Genomic DNA, 22,971 nt, shown 5'->3' with positions numbered 1-22,971 from the left:
TCAGTGAAATCGATTCACTACCCACATTCTGCAAGAGAGTTAACTAAAAAATCTCCACAAACTTTTGCTCCGCATCAGTGGTACCTATCAAGATAAGTTCATCGCCTTTTTTCAGCGGTAATGCAGGGTCCGGTCCGACAAGCAGTTTACCATCTGACTTTATGGCAACAACACTGCAGCCTGTCATTGGCCTGATCTTACTATCAATAAGGGTTTTACCTGTCAGTGATTTTGGAACCTGAATACTGAATATATTTAAACCTTCTGTAAACATCGATATTTCATCTGTTTTCAACAGGTTTATAATATTATTTGCTCCCATTGAGGCATATGACAGTACCAGATCGGCTCCCGCCATATGCAGCTTCTGCACGTTTCGTTCACTGGTTGATCTGCATATGAGTTGAATATCAGGTCTCAACTGTCGGCAATAAAAGCTCAGGTAGATATTCATTGCGTCGTTATGTGTTGTCACGATAACAGCCCGCGCCTTCTCTATACCTGCCTCTTTCAGGATATTTAAATCAGCTGCATCACCTAGAATAAATTTCTCACTGCTGCTGGCAACAACTGCCCGCTTTTCTATGATTTTATAATCAATTCCATGTTTGTCCAATTCTTCAGCAGCAGCTATACCAACACGCCCACCGCCTAGTATCAGAACAGGAGAATCCGGATCAATATCAGCTTCAGCAGTCACATACACATTTTCAAAAATCTCAAGCTGCTCTTTTGTTCCGGCCAGCAATAGTACGGTGTTTTCCTTGATAAGTGTATTTGGTTGAGGAGGATCAAAACTCCCTTTATGCCACAAACCGATAATAGTCGCACCGGAACGCTGCCGCAGGTCAGTTTGCATAAGCATCAGACCTGCAAGTGTTGTTCTCTTTGCCGAAATCTCAGCTATCAACAAGCTATCGAAATTACTAATAATAGTTGCTGCCCTGCCCAGACCAATGGTTCTCTCCGCAAGAGAATGGCCAAGCATTTTCATGAACTGGAAGACATGGGTATTACCGGGGAAATTGAGAATATCAAGAGAGTGATGGTTATCTGCAGATGTTACAACCATTACATCAGCTGAAATCTCACGCACAGTAAACGCTATATTTGTATTCATCAGGTCATCGCTGGTGGAAACAACCATCGCCGCATCCTCGATGCGTAAACGGGCAAATGTCCCAGGATCATCCGGTTCACCAATCACCACCTTATAGCCTGCGTCATGTAGTTCTCCACCTTGCTGCTGATCCGCAGCAACAAGCACATACTGATAATTTCTGCGCTTAAGTTTCTCGATCAGCTTTTCGGTGATGGGATCGAGATTGGTGATAATGATATGACCGGCAGTCCCTTCCGGTAGTTCCTTCGGGGTCCTGCTCTTTACCTGAGCTTCAAGCCACGGTTCATAAAAGAACTGGATAAATGTAAATGGCAGCATGATCAACATGCAGATCACACCGGTCACCAGAACAAAAATTGTAAATAACAACCCCAAATCACTGTGAAATGTTATATCACCAAAACCCAGTGTCGACATGACAGTAAGCGCCCAGTAAAAACCGGTCACCCAGCTGTATTGACGCCCCTCATAGAGCATAAGTGCATGAAATAGTATACTGTAGAGGGTAATTACACCAATCAGAAAACCGACAAACTTTGCCAATAACACAAGGTTTCGCTTGGTCGTTTTATTCTGAAAAAAGTAGAGCAGTTGAGAAGGTAGATATTTCATGAATCCTGTATTCGAAATCAATAATGCTAAACATGTGCAAAGTGGATAGAGGTGTATTCAATAGAAAGACAACCTCGTACCCGTTTTAACAACCCGTAAGCACTTACGATTTAAAGTTTAATGCCGCGCATTGCCCGAACATCTGTCATTTTTTGAACAAAACGGTTGAAGCTATTATGGAACTGCTTAATAATCAACGAAATTCTCAAAACATTCCCAAAAGCAAGTATAATTCAACAGATAATGTCATTTTGCCGATGACACAACAGCCCCTTTTTCAAAATAAAACGCTCAGCGTACTCTTGTATAGTGCATCGGAATAGGTAGCTTTATATTCCTATCTTCAAAACATTTCTGGTAAGTGATCCAGTTCTGCATTACCGGTATTGTTAATATGAGGTTGACCAGAATAGCGATTTTGTCACAAATCGAGGCATTTCTAAATAATAAGCGCTGTCATATATTTTATATCGAAGTCTCACGTCGTTCGCTTATCTTCGAGCATTATCTTTTCTAAACAACGAAGAATTGGGGCAAAAGTGCATTTTCGGACAGCCTCCTGGCACCTGATCATCAGCCACCTGTATTCTAGTAATAGTATATCAAAACACATTATGTATCTTGCAACAATCACCCACGGCGCATCAAAAAGCTACCAGATACGACAATCCTATCTGAATACTGAAAACAATACATTTCAACATCGTATCATATTTGATCTGGGGGAAAATCCTTCAGATTATATGGAAAACCTGGGAGAAGTTGTCGTTTTTTTCAGTAGTGAGCTTGAAAATGCTATCAGCAAATACACACAAACAGATCCGGATACCATTCTGGAAAAACTCCTTTGGGATTTCCTCCCGTGGGAAACCAGAGAGCGACTATCCCGCTTTAACAGAACTGATTACGACATCCCCAAACCTATAAGTGAGAATGACAGGGCTGAGATATCCAGACAGATCCACATATTCGATAGAAGAAGGCTCTATTATCTTTATTATGGGGCCATTGACCAGAGCAAATTATTCTCCATGCGGGAAACCGTATTCAGGCCGCTATTCAGGCAAAGTCGTGATGAACGCGAATATCATCTGACCCAAATGGAACACCGACTTGAACCGGGAGAATACCGCAACTACATCTACGCGATATTTAATCTCCACACACATTTCACTGTCTCTTACGCAACCTTTCTGCCCGAAGCGCTGCCGCAAGATCAAATCGCCGATTATTTTCTTGAGGAACTCTGCGAGCTAAACTCTTCCCGTTTCTTTCTCCAGTTCGATGAAGGAAGAGGATCATTACACCCGCATCTTCGCCGCTACCTCTATATGTTTTTTGACTTTTCACCTAGAAACAGAACCTTTGGTAATGATTTCGTCCGTCAATTTATTAACAATCACCGTACATTTCGATGGCCGGAAAAACGGACCGAAGTAAGTAGTGAGCGAATACTTGAGATTTTCGGATACAATTTCGATGAGCTGAAAAAAATGAATAAAAAAACGCTCACCCGTCTTTACCGGAAAAAAGCGCTTGAACTGCATCCTGACCAGGGCGGTGATCAGGAAAAGTTTGTGGAACTCACCGAAATCTATTCCATCCTGCAAAAAGGACAACCTTAAGCGCTGCTTCAGCATATTTCAGCATATACAGGTTCACATAATTCCCTTGACGGAAATGGGCTGAATAGTCTAACAGTAGTCGCAAAACACAAAACAGATGTATTCAGCATTGCGGACGAGTGGCAACCCGCATAATAAATTCTCCCTCACAGTACTAATCCTCTTCTAGGAGACTGTCGGGTTATAGCATTTTTTTCACAGATCAAGGCATTTTCGAAAAATCAAGCACAGCCATATAGTTGATATTGCGAGCATTGATTTTTTGAAAATAACGCCGAGATGGGGAATAAGGGTATAATCCGACAGGCTCCTAGAGGAAAAAAGGTGGCTTAGATGAAAGAGCACTCAACCCCGCACTATACCTCGTATTTCCTTTCAGATTTCTCTGCTTCTCTTTGTTGCAAGCACCGGACTGCAGTTTTCCCTCTGGAAAATTTCCACAACCTTTTGCTGTTTATACAAAGCGTTAAAAAAGAAGAACATCATGATTGATTCAGTAATCATTCTTTCAGGCGGCATGGACTCAACAGTAATGCTTGCACATGAAATAGATTCGGGCCGAAAGGTCGCGGCGCTCAGCTTTCATTACGGCTCCAAACATAACGATAAAGAATTACCATTGGCCGCAATGAGTTGTAAACAATTTGGTATCGACCATAAACAGGTGGCACTGCCCTTTATTGACCAGCTTTTCTCTTCATCGCTTCTGCAGTCGGGTACTGAAATTCCCGATGGAACCTACGATGCTGAGAATATGCAATCCACGGTTGTCCCGTTTCGTAACGGCATACTGATTGCTATTGCGGTTGGCTATGCCGAATCAATCGGCGCCTCTAAAGTGCTCCTTGGTTCACACTCCGGCGACCATCATATCTATCCTGACTGTAGACCTGCATTCAATGAGGCAATGAACACTGCTGTTCTAAGCGGAACTGATAACGCAGTGCAACTCGAGTTCCCCTTTGCCAGAATGGACAAACGTGAAATAGGCGACCTGGGGAGAAAACTCGGCATCGACTTCACCACAACCTGGACCTGTTATAAAGGTGGAGATATTCACTGCGGCACCTGTAGCGCCTGTGTTGAACGCAAATTTGCACTCAGAAAAGATAAGGGGCTTGATCCAACAATTTATCACCAATAATGATGGCGTCGTAAAAAGCACCCAAGGGGCACAGCAATCCGTTCTCCTTCGTTGTTGTTTTTTCACTTAGCTATTCGATACGCGCAGACTTCGAGAACTTCGAAAGACCTTTTTACGATTTCATCAATAATTACTTTTTATCTAACAATACCCATGTCACAACATTCAGAAATAGCCATCCCACTTGGCAAACAGGTTTCCTATACATCCGAGTACGACCCTTCTCTACTCTGCCCCATACCGCGAACACTCGGTCGTGAAGCAGCCGGAATCACTATCGACCCCATAGATTGGTTTGGCGAGGACATCTGGAATAATTACGAGCTATCATGGCTAAATGAAACAGGCAAGCCACGAGTGGCCATTGCAGAAATCAGGGTTCCAGCCTGCTCACCGAATCTCATTGAATCTAAATCGATGAAGTTGTATTTCAACTCCCTAAATATGACACGATTCAGATCATCGGAGACACTTCATGAAACACTTGTCCGTGATTTGCGGGGGGCTGCCGGAGCTGAAGTTTCAGTGACCATCCACGAAGCAAATGATTTTGGTACTATATCTCCTGCTAGACCTGCAGGAACTTTACTTGATGACCTTGAAATAGATACTTTTAGCTACGTGATCGATCCGGCACTGCTTACCACTAACGGTGATTCTACTACCCAGACACTCTACACGCGCCTTTTCAGATCATGCTGCCCGGTAACCGGTCAACCGGACTGGGCAACAGTTATTGTGAAGTACAGTGGTCAAGCGATATCTCAGGAGGGTCTGCTCCGTTATTGTGTTTCCTACAGGGAACATACCGGTTTTCATGAAGCGTGCGTCGAGCGAATTTTTAATGACATTCAGAACCGATGCACACCTGAAAAGTTAGAAGTTTCCGCCCGCTTTACCAGGCGCGGTGGAATAGATATAAATCCGGTACGCTCAACAGATCCAGGAAACTGGCAAAATATTCGAGACCCGCGGCAATGACTAAGGACTAAGGACTAAGGACTAAGGACTAAGGACTAAGGACTAAGGACTAAGGACTAAGAATACAAACGGTTATATACTCATGTCAAGATGATTATATAACCTGTATGTTTGAATAGTGATGAAAAAAAATAGCGGAATACATGTACAACATGTATCCCGCTATAAACGTACTGCGAAACATTCTTGGTATTCAGGGATCGATCAGTTCAATACCAGTTTTTCACCGTTTATAAAGAACGCCTTGTCTTTTGTCTCCGATTTATGAATCATATTTTCCCCTTCTTCTACGAAGAGGCCGGTTTTCATTCCCGGATAAATCGGGTTGGTTAACTGCTGGTTACCGCTTACCAAAACGCTCGGCAAACTAAAATCTGAAGCAAACGAGATGTAGTCAAAAATCATCTGCGGCTGATTCATCATAGGGAACATCTGGGCCATAGTCAGGTCCTTCTCAAGCCGAAGCATGAAATTCCCGTGTATCTTTCCCTGTGGAAGCTCAGCTTTAAGATCCTTCACATAGATTTCCAGACCGCCTTTTAAGAACTTCTCATAAATAGCCATCATCTGGAAGCTGATCTCGGTCATTTTCGCTTCAATAACGGCCTTAGCCTGCTCCGGATTCTCTTCCATGCTACCTAGTTCGTCGAACAGGGTAGCTGCCATCTTCATATAGAGTGCCATCGCCTCTTCATATGCCACGACATCAAGTCCATTCACCCCTAAATGTGCAGAAGCGTTATTAACATATTCTGTTTTGATGGTGATACTATCAAAACCGTAGGCAGCATCTACTGAAAGAGTGTTGTTCTTTTCATTAAATTTAAGTGCATACTTCGCATTCAAATTTTCCATTTTTACCGGGGTCTCTTTATCATTTGCCACGAGTTTTTTGAGACCAAGAGAGAGATCACCATCCCATATGAATGCAGAAATCATCTTCATGTCTGAAGCAAAAGAAACCTCACCCAGATCGACCTGTCCTTCAACACTAGCTCCCTGCCAGGCACCTTTTGAAATAAACTGCTTAAACGTGTGATCTGCAGCAAAAGTTAACTCGGCAGGCTTTACGTTCAATACCTCACCTTCAATATCAACAGAGAACGCATTAATATTTATTACAGAATTGATATCACCCATCAGTGAATAATCTGTTCTGATATTCAGCGGGTCAACACCCCCCAACTTCTCTTTCACAATATTCTGATACCAACCGTTTTTCTCAAGGCTCGTTTGAGAAACCACTCCGGTATGACCATGTTTTGCCCGGTCGATGAAGATAATTTCATCTACTTTATATATGGTCTTCATCTCAGCAAGATGTATTTTCCAGACAATTTCTGAAGAAGAAAATCCTCTATCATAACTTACCAGTTCGATCCTTGTGCCTGTTCCTGTTTCACTATACATGGAGTTAGCCTGTTCCATGCAGCGGTTGAAACCTTTCTCCATTATCATGCCACTTACAAACGGCATTCCAACGCCCGCTAAAACAAGAATAAACACCAGTCCTGCAACTATCTTTTTCATGCATGCTCCTCGATTGGTTCTTTTATGCCTGCTGCAGGTGATTGTAGAGTTCAGACCGGCAGCAATTACATTGCTATCATGATACATCATCATGGCTACGGAAAGCCAGGAATGTGCACCCTATCAGGCTTATGCACCTTAAGCAACAATTATGCAAGGAGCATTGATGAAACATTATCATATGATTAAAGGAAGTTAACTGTTCTCAAAACCTCTTTGAATTTTTTTAAACATCGAACTAAAATTCAGCTGCAACGGGTCAAGGGGCAAGGTGGAAACAACACGACTGATGCTTGAAACATGCAAATATTTCTTCGAACATATCACCTGCTGCCATCGCTACGAAAACACACGCTCGATTGACGCACTTTCTATAAACATCAGGGCTTGCACCAACCAACTACAGGGAAAATTTCAGGGTTGTTGCAGAGTAACATCAGGGTATACTAGCCTGAAGCTGTCACCTCCGATCGCATGGAAAAAACAGCTCAATTCAGAAAATGAGAAATGAAGGCTAAGTGACCTCATACTTATATCCGGCACTGTAAATTGAGTGAATAATCTCACCATCGTGTACTTCACTCATTTTTTTTCGCAGTTTCTTTACATGGCTGTCGACTGTACGGTCACTCACCACACGTTGATCCGGGTAAATCTTTTCTATCAGCTGACTTCGGGAAAAGACTCTGCCGGGCTGCTCTGCAAGCAGGGAGAGCAAATGAAATTCAACAACAGTAAGCGTGAGGATATGTCCTTTGAGGGTGGCTTGTAATTTATCTTTATCAAGCTGAAGAAAGTCGTTATGCGACTGTTCTCTATCAAAACCATTGGTTGCCCGTCGCAGGACAGCTTTTACCCGTGCAACCACCTCTCGCGGGCTGAAAGGTTTACAGATATAGTCATCCGCGCCGACATCAAGCCCTGTGAGCCTGTCCTGCTCTTCAACTCTCGCAGTTATCATGATAATAGGCAAATCTGAAAATTCGCGGATACTTTTGCAGATTTCCACACCATCTCTGCCCGGCAACATAAGGTCAAGCAAGACCAGGCGTGGCGTATTCTCCTGCACCCAGCCAACAACATTGGTCCCATCATGGAGGCAATGCGTCTGAAAACCGGCCTGTACCAGATAGTCACTCAGCAATCCGGCAAGTTCACGCGCATCCTCAACAATCAGAATTGTATCGTTTCCAGCCATAGTTACTCTGCAAGGGGCAACTCTACATACACGCAAAGGCCGCCCAAGGTTGAATGTTTGGCTTCTATCGTACCATTATGCCCCTTAATGATGTTTGCACAGATTGACAGACCAAGCCCTGCCCCGCCTGACTCCCTGCTGCGTGAACCTTCTACCCTGTATAATCTTTCGAACAGTTTATCCAACTGTTCATCCGATACACCGGGAGCACTGTCTTCGATCGTATAGATCAGAGAATCACTGGAGGCAGAGACTTCAATACGGATACGACCTTCTGAATCGGTGTAGCGAATACTATTGGCCAGCAGGTTGGTAAACAGTTGCTTGAGACGTTCATTATCAGCAAAAAGGATCTCATCGCCAGCAAGTCCTATATGCTTATCAATATGCAGTTTTTTGTCAGTAATTTCAGATTCGAGTAAAGATAGCGCCTCGTCCAGCGCCCAGCAGGGATCGACATCTCGCCGATTATAGGTCATTGCCCCCATATCAGAGAGTGAGAGCTGATACAGATCATCAACCAGTAAACCCAGATGCATTACCTCGCGATGCAATCCATTAAATGAATCTACTCCAGGTGCATGTACACCATCCTGAAGCGCTTCTATTTTTCCGCGTAAAATTGAAATTGGCGTCCGTAATTCATGGGATATATCTGCCACCCACTGCCCCCGCGCTATCCTGTTCTTCTCGAGAGTTTCTGCAAGATCATTAAAATCGTGAGAAAGCTGGCCTAATTCATCAGCTGATCGCACCTCAACACGGGTTTGATATTTTCCGGAAGCCAGGTTCCTGGTTGCCATTGCAAGTCTGCGGATAGGCCGGGTGAGCATATATGAAATAGGTAGCGAAAGCCCTGCAGAGATGAGAATTCCAGCAAGTGCCACAAGAATGAGGGTGAGTTTCTGCTGTTCAACAAACACCAGATGATGACTGTCGGAGAGATGTTTAGCAGGATATGCCCCAAGATATCCTATGACACTGTTCTGATGGAGCAAGGGAATAAGATCTCGTCGATTCCCTTCCGGTTCAAATCCCATAAGCACCTTTTTGTTCTGATCGAGTAACAGCACTCTACGGAAAAAATGTACTGGAATATCTTTTGGCAGTCGGCCACTGGAAGGCTGTAACGTCTGGAAATTCCGTGAACGTAATTTTCTCAGCATACGTTCTTTCAGTTCACCTTCAGGATAGCTACTGACAATAGCAATGCCTATTTTCAGCGGATCATCGATCAGAACCTGCCAATTCTCCCGCTCTGCATACAAACGTTCAAGATCAACTGCAATCTTTTGCAACTGTTCAGATTCTGCAGTATTCACATAGTCGAGAAAACCTCGATCAAAGCTCCATTGCAAAACGACCGTCATATAGAGCACAACTGTGAGGATCGCAATGAGGATTGCTCCGAAGAGTTTGTAATGCAGTGTTATTCTCATAGGTTTGACCGGATCTCCATACGATAAAGGGTAAGACCTGTATCTCTTCTACCAAAATTTACGCATTTTACCTGCGGAAAAACTCTACCCTCCATATTTACACATTCTTTGCACATTCCTGACACAATTCGTCCTTAATACTATTGTAGAGTGTGTAACATATCTATTATCAATTGAATTTTTCTTAACAAAAATCGAGTGAAAGATCCTGTGACCATTAAACACAAAACATCATTTTTTCTGGGAGCTTTCATGCTGGCCACGCTCTATGGCTGTGCCCCCACAACCCACATTAATGTGAGCTCAAATCCGGTACCGATAGCTGAGAACTTTTCGCTCAGCGGCCAGCAATCTCTGTCACCCAGCTGGTGGCATGATATTGATGATCCCGGCTTGCAAGCCCTTATCGAACAGGCTCTGACAAACAATCTGGATCTGCTGGGCAGTCGTGAACGACTCAAACAGGCCCAGGCACTCGCTATCAAAGCAGGTGCCGCACTATCCCCAACGCTTACGGGCCGGACAACCGGATCAGAGAGCCGCACGCGAAAAAGCAATTCAACCAGCTCATCGAGTAATCTCTTACTTGGTCTTGCTGCCAGCTACGAAATTGATTTATGGGGACGACTGCAGGCATTAGAAGACAGTGCTGTCTATGACCTTCAAAGCTCTGAAAAGGACCTGCAGACCGCAGCCCTCTCCATAGCCGCACAAATTGCAACTACCTGGTATGAGCTTGCTACCGGTTACAGCCAGATCGAACTGCTTAAGCAGCAGCAGGCCGTCAACCGGGTCGGGCTTGATCTTATCCAGTTACGATTCAATGCAGGTCAGGTCAGCATAGCTGATGTGCTACAGCAAAAACAGCTCATCGAATCAAAGTCCGGAGAACAGGCACGGCAACGGGCAACCATACAACTGCTTATCCACCAGTTGGCGATACTCACCGGTCACTCCCCCGGGAACTTTACCCTTACCGAAAAACCGCAACTTATAGAACTGCCGCCATTACCCGACACCGGGCTTCCGCTCGATCTGCTCAGTAACAGACCCGACATAAAGAGCAGCTATCTCAGTCTGCTCTCAGCTGACAGAAAGGTTGCAGCAGCCATCGCAGACCGATACCCCAAACTCAGCCTTTCCGGCGATCTAAACACCTCAGGCTCTGCCAGTGATCTCTTTTCCAACTGGTTTGCTTCACTCGGTGCAAATCTCGTCGGCCCGCTGCTTGATGGAGGGTCCCGCAAAGCCGAAGCTGAGCGAACAACAGCATCGGCCCAGGAAAAGTTCTACACATACGGTCAGACTGTTATTGAGGCAATAGGTGAAGTTGAAGATGCTCTGGTCAGAGAGAAGGAACAAAAAGCGCTTATAGCAAGCCTTGAAGTTCAGCTTGATCTTGCGACCAAAACAACCGGAAACGTTCGCGACCGCTACAAACTCGGGATAGAGAATTATCAGCGCGTACTCACCGCATTACTCTCACAACAATCACTGCAGCGCAACCTGCTCTCATCAAGGCAGCAGCTTATAAGCTATCGAATTAGTTTATACAGAGCTCTGGGCGGATATGCATCAGTTCCTGAAGCTGTATCTCAAGCCAATTAACCAGACTACACGAAATACTCCACAATTCGACGAATACATAAAAAAACACTATGAACATGAGACCACACGTAAACCAGACAAAACCCGGAGAAATTCAGCGGAAACCCAACCGCATTATATCGTTTTTTCTCCATGGATTGCTGCCGGTCATTGCCCTCGCCTGCGGGATAATTATCACAATCTACCTTATTAAGACTTCTCCTGAAGCGAAACCCCGAAAACGGCCCCCCACTGCCACACTGGTTGAGGTGCAAAGCGTTACTCATGAAACCCAGCAAACTGTTATAACAGGAATGGGTGAAGTGATTCCAGCCCGTGAAATTGACCTAAAACCACGCGTAAGCGGAGCTGTGACAGAAATAAGCAGAGAGTTTATACCCGGCGGTTATTTTCAGGAAGGGGATACTATTCTGAAAATAGACCAGGCAGATTATCGTCTTGTGGTTCGTCAGCTTGAGAGTGAGGCGGCAAAAGCCGAAAGTGATCTCCTGCTGGAAATGGGTAACCAATACATAGCCGAGAAGGAGTTTGCGATACTTAACGAGTCTGTCAGTAAAGTTGAACAGGCGCTGATCCTCAGAAAACCGCAACTGGCTAAGCTTAAAGCCTCAAAAGATTTTGCTGATGCAAAACTTGACCAGGCAAAGCTTAATCTCGATCGTACCACAGTAACCGCGCCGTTTAACGGTGTTATCGACTCCAGAGATGTTGATACAGGTGCCCGGGTTAACGAATCAACAATCCTGGCCCATCTTGTAGGCACAGATGTATTCTGGCTTCAACTCTCCCTGCCCGTTGAACAGTTACAATGGGTAAATATCCCCTCCAGTCGTGACGAGGTCGGGTCTGAAGTGCGCATCTACTCTCAGGGAAGGTACAATCAGGAAATTTTCAGAATCGGTCATGTTGTCCGGCTGGCCGCTTCTCTTGAAAAGCAGGGGCGTATGGCACAGATCCTTGTAGAAGTTGAAGATCCGTTAAGCTTAAAGGCAGCAAATAAAGGTAAACCGCAGCTACTTCTTGGCTCGTATGTGCAGGCTCAGATTGACGGCAAGTCCATTCCATCCGCAATCAGCATCAATCGCGCCTTTGTTCATGATGGCAAGTACGTCTGGCTCATGGACAAGGATGGTTTACTTGATATTCACGAAGTTTCTATTCTTTTCCGCAACCGTGATCAACTGATCATAAAAAACTCCATAAAGGACGGGGAGCGCATTGTTACATCGTCCCTTCCTTCACCTATTGAGGGCATCCCTCTCCGCCTTAAAGATGACAAACCTGGCCCCGGGAAAAATGCAAAGCAGGATAAGATCGGTTCCGGGCAAGGTGCGCCTGATTCGAACACAATGAAAAAAGGCGGGGGAATGAAACGTGCTGAATAAAACATCTGAAAATTCACGCGGTCCCATCAGCTGGATGGTCCACAACCGCGTCACCCCAAATCTCCTCATGATTTTTCTCATTCTCGGTGGACTCTACATGTCTACCAAGATTAAGAAAGAAGTTTTCCCGTCATTTGAACTTGATATGGTGTCCATATCTGTCTCCTACCCAGGCTCAAGCCCGGAAGAAGTCGAGCAGGGAATCGTTCTGGCTATTGAAGATGCCATTGAGGGAATTGACGGCATAAAAGAAGTCACCTCTACCGCCGGAGAAGGAAATGGCTCAGTAAGGGCCGAGCTGATGGATGATGCCAATCCTCAGATGGTTCTGCAGGATATACAGCAGGAGGTTGGCAGGATATCCACATTCCCGGATGATGCTGAAGATGCAGTCATTTCCCTGGCCTCACACAAAAGGCAGGTCCTTCGTGTTAATTTTTTTGGCGATGTGCAGGAACGCTCATTACGTGAAGTCGTTGAGCAGGTACGCGACAGATTGTTGCAGGCATCCGACATTACCCAGGTGGAAATCAGCGGAGCCCGCGATCTCGAAGTTGTAGTTGAAATCCCTATGGAAAAGCTGCGTATGCATGGGCTGACCCTCTCTGCGGTGGCAAATATTATACGCCAGTCCTCAGTTGAGATTCCAGGTGGAAAGCTGGACACCTCAGGAGGGGAGATTCTACTCAGAATTGATAATCGTAAAGACTGGGCCAACGAATTTGCCAGAATTCCCGTTGTCACCACTACAAACGGCACCACGCTCTACCTTGAAGATATTGCCGATGTGCATGAAGGATTTGAAAGCTCAAACAGTGAGGCGTCCTATGAAAGGCAGCGGTCTCTCACCTTGCGCGTCTATCGGGTCGGCACCCAGACGCCCATTGGAGTCTCAGATGCAACCAAAGAAGCAATGGCTGAAATTGAGGCTGATTTGCCACCGGGTATTGACTGGAAGATCACCAGTGACAGATCAGACATCTATAAGCAGCGTTTAGAACTGCTGTTAAAAAATGCCCTCATCGGCCTGGTACTGGTATTGGTTCTTCTCGGTCTCTTTCTTGAGTTAAAGCTAGCCTTCTGGGTGACAATGGGTATTCCGATCTCCTTTCTCGGCGGCTTACTCTTTTTGCCGATGTTTGGAGTCTCAATAAATATGATCTCGATGTTTGCCTTTATCGTCTCGCTCGGCATCGTGGTTGACGACGCAATCATTGCAGGAGAAAACATCTACGAGTACAGACAACGCGGGTTACACTTTGTCGATGCTGCCATTGAGGGAGCCAAAGATGTAGCGGTGCCTATCGCATTCTCAATTCTCACCAATATCGTCGCCTTTATGCCACTGCTTTTTGTACCGGGTACAATGGGAAAGGTATGGAAAGTGATTCCCCTTGTGGTCATCACTGTGTTCCTTATTTCATGGATTGAATCTCTGCTGATTCTTCCGGCCCATCTGGCACACAGTTCTACACGGTCTCCTAACCGGATACTTAAATTCTTTGCACGGTATCAGCAGGCATTTGGCAGATCATTCACCTGGTTTGTTGAAAATGTATACGGATCGTTTCTCGATAAAGTTCTTCACCTGAAGTTTTTGACCGTAGCAGTCCTGATCGCCATACTGGCGGTAACATTTAGTTATGTCGCCAGCGGCAGAATCAGCATGATCCTCATGCCCCGTGTTGAATCTGACAGGGCCGTAGTTACCGCCACTCTGCCCTATGGCAGCCCTTATACAAAACTTGCGGCTGTTCGCGACCAGATCGTCAGTGCAATGGAACGCGTACGTGATGAGCATGGAGATAAAGATCTGGTTGAAGGAATATCATCACTCATCAACGGTGATAAAATAGAAGTTTATGCCTATCTTACATCTCCTGAAGTTCGCCCCCTTTCCACCAGAGATGTAACAAAACTCTGGCGACAAGAGGTTGGTCCTATTGTCGGGGTGCAATCTTCGCTCTTTGAATCTGATCGAGGCGGGCCCGGAAGCGGGGCCTCCCTCTCGGTGGAACTGAGCCATCGGGACATCGACATTCTCGATCAGGCGAGCGCCGAACTGGCCAGACAGTTAGAGGATTTTCCCAGCGTAAAAGATATCGATGACGGTTACACGCCAGGAAAACCACAGTTTAATTTCACCATTAACGAACGAGGCCACAGTCTTGGTTTAAGCGCAACAGACGTCGGCAAACAGGTACGCGACAGCTTTCAGGGTACAATTGCTCTCAGGCAGCAACGTGGTGCCAATGAAGTAAGCGTGAGGGTCCGGTTGCCGGAAGAGCAACGCGTCAGTGAATATGATATAGAATCAATGCTGATAGCAACAACTGCCGGCACCTTCGTCCCGCTTTCTGATATCGCTGAGGTTGAACGTGGTCGTGCCTACACCAGCATCACCCGACGAGATGGTCGCAGGACTGTGATGGTAGAGGCAAATGTTGATCCCATAGGCGAGTCATCGCAGATCATAGCCAAACTCAATTCAACTGTCCTGCCTGCACTTGCAAACACTTTCCCCGGTATCACCTATGGGTACAAAGGCCGACAATCAAGTAGAGTTGAGAGTGTTCAATCGCTTTTTCAAGGTTTCATATTCTCACTGATCTCAATCTATTTTCTGCTGGCGATACCTTTTCGCAGTTACAGCCAGCCTATAATTGTAATGATCGCCATTCCGTTTGGCATGGTGGGAGCCGTGCTTGGTCACCTGCTGATGGGCTACAACCTCAGCCTGATGTCAATGATGGGTGTAGTAGCACTTTCAGGAATCGTGGTGAACGATTCACTGGTTCTTGTAGATTATGCCAACAAACGTCGACGTGAAGGCTTCTCACCCCTTGATGCAATCCGTGCAGCCGCATTGCGTCGTTACAGGCCGGTGATACTGACAACACTCACCACATTCTGCGGACTGGCTCCGATGATTTTTGAGACTTCAAGACAGGCCCGTTTTATGATTCCCATGGCCCTCTCTCTAGGGTTCGGTATTCTTTTCGCAACAATAATAACGCTCATCCTGGTCCCGTGCCTCTATCTTATTATTGAAAATATCAGGGAATTTCTCCGTGAGGCTATTGGCGGTGTAACTGTTAACCCGGAGATCTCATGAGTCTTACCAGTAAACAGCCATGGTGGAGTGTCGGTTGGAGGAAATACAGCTGGTTCATTACAATCTACTTCAGGCAACAGATACCTGACTTTTCTTGCCACTACGGGAACTAATGAGTAAGTAGTATATTCCAACAATCTACAACGGCGTATCACTTACGCATTTTATTAACAATGAGGTCCGGTGTGGCAAGACAACGCAATAAAATCCAATACTGTTACGAAGATTACATAAAGAGCATATCTGAACACGAGAAGGTGGAATATCAGGAGAAGTTTGGACCGCTGATCGATATCATTTCACAAGCGGATGGAGATAAAGCAATAATGGCATTGGCAAAAACATATGATGCTGAAAACGGCACCGAGATGTTCGCCGAAGCCGTGCACCTCACAGTGTATTGTATTGCCTGCAGTAAATTTGATTGCGACTGCTAACCCGCAGTTTTCATCTCATATCATCCCTATCGGCAGCTCTTTACTACCGTTAAGGATGATATGAAAATCGGCATGACGTTGAAATCAGTTCAAAGAGATATAACCTCAATACCGTTTTCAATACAATCGCCTCTACAACAGAAACGCTGAAATCACATTTCTTTTTGACTACAGATACGGACTGATGGATAATGGAAGGCTTCCCCTCCTATCAAGTCAGTTGAAGTGTACATAATGTCTCTCGTAACTGCTTACGCCGTATTGGTTTGGCCAAATATGCAGCTCCACCTGGAATTTGAGACATCTGAGCATCTCCAGGCAACCGTGCTGTTGTAAGAATAATGACTTTGAGATTGTGTAGTTCGCTGTCGTTATTAATAGCCGTTACGACTTCAAGCCCCTCTATCACCAGCAAATGCACGTCGATCAACACGAAGTCATAGGGTTTACCGCTTCTATTTTCCTCACGTAATTTTTCCAGCCCTTCTGCTGCCGAAACAGCGTAATCAGTCATCATCCCCCATGCATGTGCAGCACCTGCGATAATGGCACATTCTGTGGCACTATCATCAATTACCAGCACTCTGTATCCACTGAGGCTACTGGTCTGCTCCTGATAAAACCTATCATTTGCCTGAAGAGCTTCATCAAGTTCAATACAAAAATGAAATGTCGACCCCTCACCGGGAGTGCTCTCACAGAAAAGCTCCCCGCCCATGAGATTAACCAGCTGCCTGCTGATAGAAAGGCCCAGCCCAGTCCCGCCATATTTACGGGTTGTTGAACCATCAGCCTGGGAAAACGCTGAAAACATACGCTCTTTATTCTGCTCATCAATACCTATCCCGGTATCTGTCACAGCGATATGCACTCTGTGAGTATGAATAGCGCCCTGACCAGAGGAAACACGGATAACAATCTCCCCCTTTTCAGTGAATTTTATCGCATTACCGATAAGATTTGTCAGAACCTGCCTCAGTCGTTCAGGATCACCATGCAGATGTGCCCGACATTCTTCCATGATCATGACCGAAAGCTCAAGCTCCCTCGCGTATGCCCGCGGGGCAAGAAGATATGCAACATCCTCAACCAGATCACTGAGATCAAAGTCGACATATTCCAGTTCTAGCCTGCCAGCTTCAATTTTTGAAAAATCAAGAATATCGTTGAGTATTTCTAAGAGTGCTTCACCAGACTGACTGATAATTTTCAAAGATCCCCGCTGCTCTTCGTTAAGCTCGGTATCTTTAAGCAGCTCTGCCATTCCGAGTACACCATTCATTGGTGTACGTATTTCATGGCTCATATTTGCCAGAAATTCACTTTTGGCACGAGCTGCATTTTCTGCGGTGATAACAGCTTCACGCAACTGGCTGCGCTGAACACCCAGGCTCTCAGCGGTACTGTTAAAAGCCTCAAAGAGTTTTCCTATTTCATCCGTATCCTGAATACTCAAACGTGTATCAAAATCACCTTTACGAAGACGCCTGAATGCATCCAACAGTTCATTGAGCGGCTTCACCAGAGCAAATTGCATCCACAAAGCAACAGCTAACGCTATGCCTATTGAGAATGCCAGAAATACACCGAGCAGTTTACTGGAACGTAGAGAGCGCGCTGCAAGCTCTTGTGTATTGCTCTGCATTATTTCTGTTATATGAGCAACTATGGAATCTGTCTGAGCGACAATTGTACCACTGGTGTCAATTGCAATGGTACGCATCTGCAACTCAGAACTCCCTCCCTCAAACCCTGCCACCATCTCACCTTGATAGCCTACCACTGCCTGTCGATAACGTTTCGCAAGCCTCCGGATATCCTGCACATACTCCAACTCGACATTGTCATTTTGGCCAAGTTTTTCGATATTATCGAGCACCTTAAAAACTCTGACACATGACAACAGCACAGGGGAAATTACCTCGGCGTCACCATGAACATATTGCTGAAGAGCGAATTTACTCTCATGGATTAACCGTGAAAGATCGTACCAGAGTAACAGCTTTTGCTCTTCTACACGTATGGTGTTATTGATCTTGCTGGCAGTACGGAACATAGCCTGATATGAGAACAGACTGATGACAACGATAAGCAATACGAGTACTGAAATACCGAGTATTCGCGATTTCCTGTATGAAAGATTCATTCAATTGATCTGTGTTGACTAACACGTTCTTCTTTTTCAAGCATGTCATAGCATGGCTTATAATCTGCATCAGTTGTCAGAATAAAACGCTGAATACCAATAAGCTTGAGTTTTTTCCTGCCCGCTTCGGTTGTGTGCATATTGAGCAGTGTGGTCTTAATCGCATCTCTCAGTGGCTGTTCAAGATGAGCTCCCACAGCAAGGCCGTTAGAGGGAACAGGTGCGGATTCGGCAAGGATAAGCATCTGCTCGGCAAAACCGGGATGACTACCTAGCAGACTGTTATATATATGATTTTTTGCCGCCCCCACGTCTGCCTCCCCACTATACACTGCCCAGGCTGCACTTTCATGCTGCCCGGCAAACACCACTTTAGCGAAGTGCGATTCCAGATCAATCACACCCCGATCGGCAAAATACTTTTTAGGGAACACATATCCTGCCGTAGTGTTCTTGCTGACCAGAACCAGCTTTCTATTTCTCATGTCCGAAACTGACCCTATATCGCTGTCTTTTCGTACAAACAGATAGCCTGAATAGGTGGATGAACCATTTTCCCAGACAGGACGCACCAAAGGTATAACCCCGGATGACCTGTGGGCCATCACGTAACCCAGGCTTCCGAAAAATGCTGCATCAGCATTTTGATCGTTAATTGTTTCAGTCAATTTATCATAGTCAACAAGACGTAATCGAACACGAATATCAAGTTCAGTCGAAAGATGACTTGCTATGCTGCGATACCTACGCAACTGATCTGTCTCGTTCTTTTCGGGAACCAACGCAATGGTAAGGACGTCCCTTTGCCACTCAGCAGCATATGTGATCTGAGCCGATAACGGCGTATACATGAGTACAACCACGACAACAAGCCCAAGAAAACACTTGATATGAAACATGGCTTACCTTTTTATTGTTGATCGAACTCCAGCGTATGAGCGGATATGATATCACCAGCCCCGTATAATGGCATACTGGAAGTCTTATCCTCTGACCTCCCTGCAATCTCCAGCCGTGAAACGCCAAAGGTATAGATAGTGCCGGGATTTAATGCCAGATCATCCTCATGCCCGGTATCCAGAGCGCGCTTAAACTCTACAGTCCATACCCCATTACTCCATTCGCCTTTTGCCATGACATCCGCTCGACTTCCTGTCGGTGGTACATTGTCAAAACGAGGAACACTGTCACCTGTATAATCCACTACCAGATTACTTATATATGCTGCATCACCTGCATCACCTTTTCTAGTCAGGTATAATGAGGTACCGTTTGCACCGACGATCGTCGTAGCCCTTTTTTGTGTGATGCTCTCAAGATACTGTATTTTATCATCAGCAAAACCAATTTTGTCGGTCCTCCCTGCTTTCCAGTACCAGATATCTGCAACCTGTGGATAACCGGCATACAGGCTCACACCTCCAGGTTCAAACTCCATGAACCATTTAACTACACAGATATCCTCCCTATCATGGCCTACCTTGTAGACCTCGGCAGAAGGATCCCACACCCAGCTTTTATGTAAACGATTTTCATCCGGGTCTTTAAAACGCAACAACATATAGATATATTTATCGCTATACATTGATCGTACCTCCAGATCCACTGCCGCGACAGAATCACGTGCAATCAGAGCAGGAGCCTTTCCCCAGCCAGGTTCATCTGCTTTACCATCTATGTCGACAGCTTCGGAGGTCCTGACAGACTTCAGTGCTGCGGCGCCAGCAGTCATAACAAAACAGACAACGAGCATATTAATTGAAATCAAACAGATAAACGCTTTCATGTGAAATTTAGTCATGAGATTCTCTCCATAATCAGAGATACAATCATGCCTGCAGATTCCCCGCAACATTTTTCATCAGAGACCTCAAGGTATTTAAGTGAGATTCTGTCATTTCTTATATACAATCAAAACAGTCACTCACATAATATTTTTCCCCGGAATTGAAATATACATAGGTCGTGCTTTGATATTCGTTCAATATCAATTATAGTTGTTCGTCATGTCCAGGCCTTCTCCTTATGAAACATAAGCGGAAATTAAAGCTCAATCGACGTGGACAACATTCTATCTTACATGCAGACGACAGTGCATCACAGCCGTGCAATAGCGTAATAGTATTTTACCTGTTATTTACTACGCTCATAGATTTGAAACTCCCGCTTTAAGCACTTCCTGATCCTGTCAGGCTCCTTTTCAGCAGACTACCCTATAAAAATCTGTACTACGGAGGGACGTGTATGGTGTGTAATTACCGCATAGATAAGACTCTGAGAATTGCCTACTTTTCGTATACCGGTGATATACGAATCGAAGATATCGGCAGTTGTTTTAAACGGTTTTTAAATGACCGGGACAGCACGGACTGCAACCGGATCGTTACCAACCTCACTAACGCCGACCTATCCGGAATTACAAATGAAGAACTAGAAAGGCTGGTCATGAATATTGAGGAGAACCGGTCCAGGCTAAAGCAGATATCGATAGCCTATGTGGCTCCTCTTGACTTACAGTATGGAGTTATGAGGGTGTGGCTTGCCATCATTAACGACGACCTCTTTAAAACAGCACGCTTGTTCCGATCACATGAACAAGCACTTCTGTGGATTAACGGCTTAGAACAGACCTCACCAAGCCGTGGGAAATCACACAATGAAGTCAAACAGATGCATTCGTTTTTTTAGTACATTTTCAGGCACTTTCAAATCATTTCATTTACTGCACTCAACGATACAACATCATCGATTCAAGCATGATTGCAGCTAATAGCATCTAAAGGTAGCTCAACGTGAACCTTTTGACCAATTATGGGTGAAGACTGCAGATACTTCTGCATTGAAATAAAAAACTGAAGTTTAAATCCAACATCCACACCAATGCGAATCCGTTCTTTATCCTGATTAATACGCACGACAGTCCCCGGAATCCTGTTTCGTCCCTTTTGGCCATCATCTTCTATAAGAAGTAGCACTTTTTCAGGGTCTATTCGCAGTGTGAATTCACGATCGCCGCCAATCACCTGAGCTGCATCAACAGACAGTACAACCTTTCCCGCTATCCGGCACTGAACGAGCTCCCCCTGTTTCTCAACCAGTTCGGCCTTGACAAAATTTTCATTCAACACATCAGAAAGTCTTCCATGCTCAAGCATTAACGTCTGGTCAGCAAGCCGTCGCCCCTGAGAGAGGTAATGGGTTGAAAAAATAACAGATGTTCCTGCCAGGGAATTGCTCTTTTTCAGAATTGAGTGAATGATCTCCTGATTTTCCTTATCAACATTTGCTCCGGGTTCATCACAAAGCAAAACTTCAGGTTCTATGGCCAGCGCTCTTGCCAATGCAACCCGCTTCGTTTCACCACCTGATAATTTATGCGCGTCAGCATCTATAAATTTACTCATACCAACAAGGTCCAGCATCTCAAGAGTTTTTTCACGTCTTCGCGTAGCTTCAATCCCGCGAACTTTGAGACCATATTCAACATTCTTCCAGACTGGGCCTGTAAAGAGTATCGGATACTGATCAAGAAGCACAACACGTCTTCTAAAAGGCAACATCTGACTCGAACCGAAGGCCACCCGCTGAGAATCAAAATAGAGTTCACCGCTGCTCGGTTCATCGAGGAATGCCAGTATATTCAAAAGTGTCGTTTTGCCTGCACCATTGGGCCCTATAAGGGTGTATATCTGCCCTCTTTCAATATCTAGTGCAGGAATATCAAGGACTTTTCTTCCTTTAAAAATCCGCACTATATTTTTCAACTCATACAGCATCAATATGGGTCCTTCCCTGAAAGAAATGGAATAACATGTTCACCCCGAAGGCAATTGCCATCAGCGTCAAGCCCAATGCAACTGCAAGGACAAACTCACCTTTATCATACTCAAGAGCCATAGCAGTAGTCATCGTACGCGTGAACCCTCTGGCATTTCCACCAAGCATCATAGAGATACCGATCTCAGCTATCACCCGCCCAAAAGCTGCAATAACAGCTGCAAAGATTCCAAATCGCGCTTCACTGATTATAATCAGCGCCATCTGCACCCTGGTTGCCCCGAGTGTCAGCGCAGTTTTTCTGTAGCGGTCATCAATCCGGCTTATTGCAGCGATAGTAAGAGACGTTATAAGCGGCACGATGAGAATAACCTGGCCAATAACAATCGCCTTCTGAGTATAAAGCAATTCAAGCGGCCCCAGGATTCCACGCCTTGAAATAAACGAATAGACAACCAGACCAATTACAACTGTAGGAAGTGCAAGGAGGGTATTAAGGCAGGTAAGTACAAATCGTTTCCCGAAAAAACGGGACTGGGCAATGATAAAACCAATTGGAATCCCGAACAACGAAGCAAAAATGGTCGAAAGCCCGCTCACCTTCAAAGACGTCCCGACAATCAGTAACAACTCAGCATCTAAAGATATGAGCAACAGAAAGGCGGATTGTAAACTATCAAGAAGTAACCCCATAACACCATCTTCAGTAATTCATTGTATTCCTGTCTCTGCACGTTTTCTCTGCAGGAAAACAGTAATAACACAGTTTTTTTTCATCAGAAAACTAATTAACATTAAACAAAAAAAAGGAGAAGCCGGCAAATGGCTTCTCCTTTTTGACACCATATAAG

At 45.1% G+C, this 22,971-nt stretch carries 17 protein-coding genes; 8 read left to right on the top strand and 9 right to left on the bottom strand.

Annotated elements, in window-relative coordinates:
• Nucleotides 1-43 precede the first annotated feature (43 nt).
• Nucleotides 44-1,735: a potassium channel family protein gene (locus FCL46_RS27600; RefSeq protein ID WP_136808140.1), complete on the bottom strand. Its 1,692-nt coding sequence runs from the start codon at nt 1,733-1,735 to the stop codon at nt 44-46.
• 614 nt (nt 1,736-2,349) lie between these two features.
• On the opposite strand from FCL46_RS27600, the gene FCL46_RS27595 reads away from it, so the two are divergent.
• From FCL46_RS27595 to queF, 3 genes are all read left to right on the top strand, one after another.
• Nucleotides 2,350-3,360 (top strand): DnaJ domain-containing protein, encoded by a 1,011-nt coding sequence (locus FCL46_RS27595; RefSeq protein ID WP_136808141.1) that lies wholly within the window; start codon nt 2,350-2,352, stop codon nt 3,358-3,360.
• 484 nt (nt 3,361-3,844) lie between these two features.
• Nucleotides 3,845-4,504, top strand: coding sequence for a 7-cyano-7-deazaguanine synthase QueC (queC, locus tag FCL46_RS27590; RefSeq protein WP_136808142.1), 660 nt, complete (start codon nt 3,845-3,847; stop codon nt 4,502-4,504).
• A gap of 153 nt (nt 4,505-4,657) precedes the next feature.
• Nucleotides 4,658-5,485, top strand: a complete 828-nt coding sequence (gene queF / locus FCL46_RS27585; RefSeq protein ID WP_136808143.1) for an NADPH-dependent 7-cyano-7-deazaguanine reductase QueF — start codon at nt 4,658-4,660, stop codon at nt 5,483-5,485.
• Between the two features lie 204 nt (nt 5,486-5,689).
• Here the strand turns inward: queF and FCL46_RS27580 are convergent, their stop codons facing one another.
• The 3 genes from FCL46_RS27580 to FCL46_RS27570 all read right to left on the bottom strand — a co-directional run bounded on the left by FCL46_RS27580 (nt 5,690) and on the right by FCL46_RS27570 (nt 9,652).
• Entirely contained in the window at nt 5,690-7,015 is a 1,326-nt protein-coding gene (locus tag FCL46_RS27580) for a DUF945 family protein (RefSeq protein WP_167505908.1), read from the bottom strand.
• Nucleotides 7,016-7,529: 514 nt separating this feature from the next.
• Complete coding sequence (locus tag FCL46_RS27575; RefSeq protein WP_136808145.1) at nt 7,530-8,213, bottom strand: response regulator; 684 nt, start codon at nt 8,211-8,213, stop codon at nt 7,530-7,532.
• Nucleotides 8,214-8,215: 2 nt separating this feature from the next.
• Nucleotides 8,216-9,652 carry an ATP-binding protein gene (locus tag FCL46_RS27570; protein ID WP_136808146.1) on the bottom strand — a complete coding sequence of 479 codons (1,437 nt, stop codon included), beginning with the start codon at nt 9,650-9,652 and terminating at the stop codon, nt 8,216-8,218.
• Nucleotides 9,653-9,904: 252 nt separating this feature from the next.
• Here FCL46_RS27570 and FCL46_RS27565 point away from each other — a divergent pair, with 252 nt between their 5' ends.
• From FCL46_RS27565 to FCL46_RS27550, 4 genes are all read left to right on the top strand, one after another.
• Complete coding sequence (locus tag FCL46_RS27565) at nt 9,905-11,260, top strand: TolC family protein (protein WP_136808147.1); 1,356 nt, start codon at nt 9,905-9,907, stop codon at nt 11,258-11,260.
• A gap of 56 nt (nt 11,261-11,316) precedes the next feature.
• Nucleotides 11,317-12,645, top strand: a complete 1,329-nt coding sequence (locus FCL46_RS27560) for an efflux RND transporter periplasmic adaptor subunit (RefSeq protein WP_167505909.1) — start codon at nt 11,317-11,319, stop codon at nt 12,643-12,645.
• Complete coding sequence (locus FCL46_RS27555; protein ID WP_228723299.1) at nt 12,635-15,760, top strand: efflux RND transporter permease subunit; 3,126 nt, start codon at nt 12,635-12,637, stop codon at nt 15,758-15,760. Before FCL46_RS27560 ends, FCL46_RS27555 begins: the two co-directional genes overlap by 11 nt.
• A 185-nt stretch (nt 15,761-15,945) precedes the next feature.
• Nucleotides 15,946-16,197, top strand: a complete 252-nt coding sequence (locus tag FCL46_RS27550; RefSeq protein WP_136808149.1) for a hypothetical protein — start codon at nt 15,946-15,948, stop codon at nt 16,195-16,197.
• A gap of 211 nt (nt 16,198-16,408) precedes the next feature.
• On the opposite strand, the gene FCL46_RS27545 is transcribed toward FCL46_RS27550, so the two are convergent.
• Genes FCL46_RS27545 through FCL46_RS27535 form a run of 3 tightly spaced genes read right to left on the bottom strand, consistent with a single transcriptional unit; the run spans nt 16,409 to nt 20,144 of the window.
• Nucleotides 16,409-18,343: an ATP-binding protein gene (locus FCL46_RS27545; RefSeq protein ID WP_136808150.1), complete on the bottom strand. Its 1,935-nt coding sequence runs from the start codon at nt 18,341-18,343 to the stop codon at nt 16,409-16,411.
• Complete coding sequence (locus FCL46_RS27540; protein WP_136808151.1) at nt 18,340-19,242, bottom strand: phosphate/phosphite/phosphonate ABC transporter substrate-binding protein; 903 nt, start codon at nt 19,240-19,242, stop codon at nt 18,340-18,342. Before FCL46_RS27540 ends, FCL46_RS27545 begins: the two co-directional genes overlap by 4 nt.
• Before the next feature lie 11 nt (nt 19,243-19,253).
• Nucleotides 19,254-20,144 carry an ethylbenzene dehydrogenase-related protein gene (locus FCL46_RS27535; RefSeq protein ID WP_167505910.1) on the bottom strand — a complete coding sequence of 297 codons (891 nt, stop codon included), beginning with the start codon at nt 20,142-20,144 and terminating at the stop codon, nt 19,254-19,256.
• A gap of 443 nt (nt 20,145-20,587) precedes the next feature.
• Between FCL46_RS27535 and FCL46_RS27530 the strand changes: the two genes are divergently transcribed.
• Entirely contained in the window at nt 20,588-21,031 is a 444-nt protein-coding gene (locus FCL46_RS27530) for a hypothetical protein (RefSeq protein WP_136808153.1), read from the top strand.
• 62 nt (nt 21,032-21,093) lie between these two features.
• Here FCL46_RS27530 and FCL46_RS27525 read toward each other — a convergent pair whose 3' ends face one another.
• Both FCL46_RS27525 and FCL46_RS27520 read right to left on the bottom strand, forming a co-directional pair.
• Nucleotides 21,094-22,119 carry an ABC transporter ATP-binding protein gene (locus FCL46_RS27525; RefSeq protein WP_136808154.1) on the bottom strand — a complete coding sequence of 342 codons (1,026 nt, stop codon included), beginning with the start codon at nt 22,117-22,119 and terminating at the stop codon, nt 21,094-21,096.
• Nucleotides 22,109-22,813 carry an ABC transporter permease gene (locus FCL46_RS27520; RefSeq protein WP_136808155.1) on the bottom strand — a complete coding sequence of 235 codons (705 nt, stop codon included), beginning with the start codon at nt 22,811-22,813 and terminating at the stop codon, nt 22,109-22,111. The genes FCL46_RS27525 and FCL46_RS27520 overlap by 11 nt, the downstream gene beginning before the upstream one ends.
• Between the last annotated feature and the right edge of the window lie 158 nt (nt 22,814-22,971).

This window comes from Desulfosediminicola flagellatus, assembly GCF_005116655.2.
Taxonomy (GTDB): domain Bacteria; phylum Desulfobacterota; class Desulfobulbia; order Desulfobulbales; family Desulfocapsaceae; genus Desulfopila; species Desulfopila flagellata.
This window is presented reverse-complemented; position numbering and strand designations above follow the sequence as displayed.

What these genes read in the sequence shown, in the direction of transcription:
- FCL46_RS27520 (WP_136808155.1), bottom strand. Translation starts at nt 22,813, where the DNA reads ATGGGGTTACTTCTTGATAGTTTACAATCCGCCTTTCTGTTGCTCATA.
- FCL46_RS27525 (WP_136808154.1), bottom strand. Translation starts at nt 22,119, where the DNA reads ATGCTGTATGAGTTGAAAAATATAGTGCGGATTTTTAAAGGAAGAAAA.
- FCL46_RS27580 (WP_167505908.1), bottom strand. Translation starts at nt 7,015, where the DNA reads ATGAAAAAGATAGTTGCAGGACTGGTGTTTATTCTTGTTTTAGCGGGC.
- FCL46_RS27595 (WP_136808141.1), top strand. Translation starts at nt 2,350, where the DNA reads ATGTATCTTGCAACAATCACCCACGGCGCATCAAAAAGCTACCAGATA.
- FCL46_RS27545 (WP_136808150.1), bottom strand. Translation starts at nt 18,343, where the DNA reads ATGAATCTTTCATACAGGAAATCGCGAATACTCGGTATTTCAGTACTC.
- FCL46_RS27535 (WP_167505910.1), bottom strand. Translation starts at nt 20,144, where the DNA reads ATGACTAAATTTCACATGAAAGCGTTTATCTGTTTGATTTCAATTAAT.
- FCL46_RS27600 (WP_136808140.1), bottom strand. Translation starts at nt 1,735, where the DNA reads ATGAAATATCTACCTTCTCAACTGCTCTACTTTTTTCAGAATAAAACG.
- FCL46_RS27530 (WP_136808153.1), top strand. Translation starts at nt 20,588, where the DNA reads ATGGTGTGTAATTACCGCATAGATAAGACTCTGAGAATTGCCTACTTT.
- queC (WP_136808142.1), top strand. Translation starts at nt 3,845, where the DNA reads ATGATTGATTCAGTAATCATTCTTTCAGGCGGCATGGACTCAACAGTA.
- FCL46_RS27560 (WP_167505909.1), top strand. Translation starts at nt 11,317, where the DNA reads ATGAGACCACACGTAAACCAGACAAAACCCGGAGAAATTCAGCGGAAA.
- FCL46_RS27575 (WP_136808145.1), bottom strand. Translation starts at nt 8,213, where the DNA reads ATGGCTGGAAACGATACAATTCTGATTGTTGAGGATGCGCGTGAACTT.
- FCL46_RS27540 (WP_136808151.1), bottom strand. Translation starts at nt 19,242, where the DNA reads ATGTTTCATATCAAGTGTTTTCTTGGGCTTGTTGTCGTGGTTGTACTC.
- FCL46_RS27570 (WP_136808146.1), bottom strand. Translation starts at nt 9,652, where the DNA reads ATGAGAATAACACTGCATTACAAACTCTTCGGAGCAATCCTCATTGCG.
- queF (WP_136808143.1), top strand. Translation starts at nt 4,658, where the DNA reads ATGTCACAACATTCAGAAATAGCCATCCCACTTGGCAAACAGGTTTCC.
- FCL46_RS27565 (WP_136808147.1), top strand. Translation starts at nt 9,905, where the DNA reads ATGCTGGCCACGCTCTATGGCTGTGCCCCCACAACCCACATTAATGTG.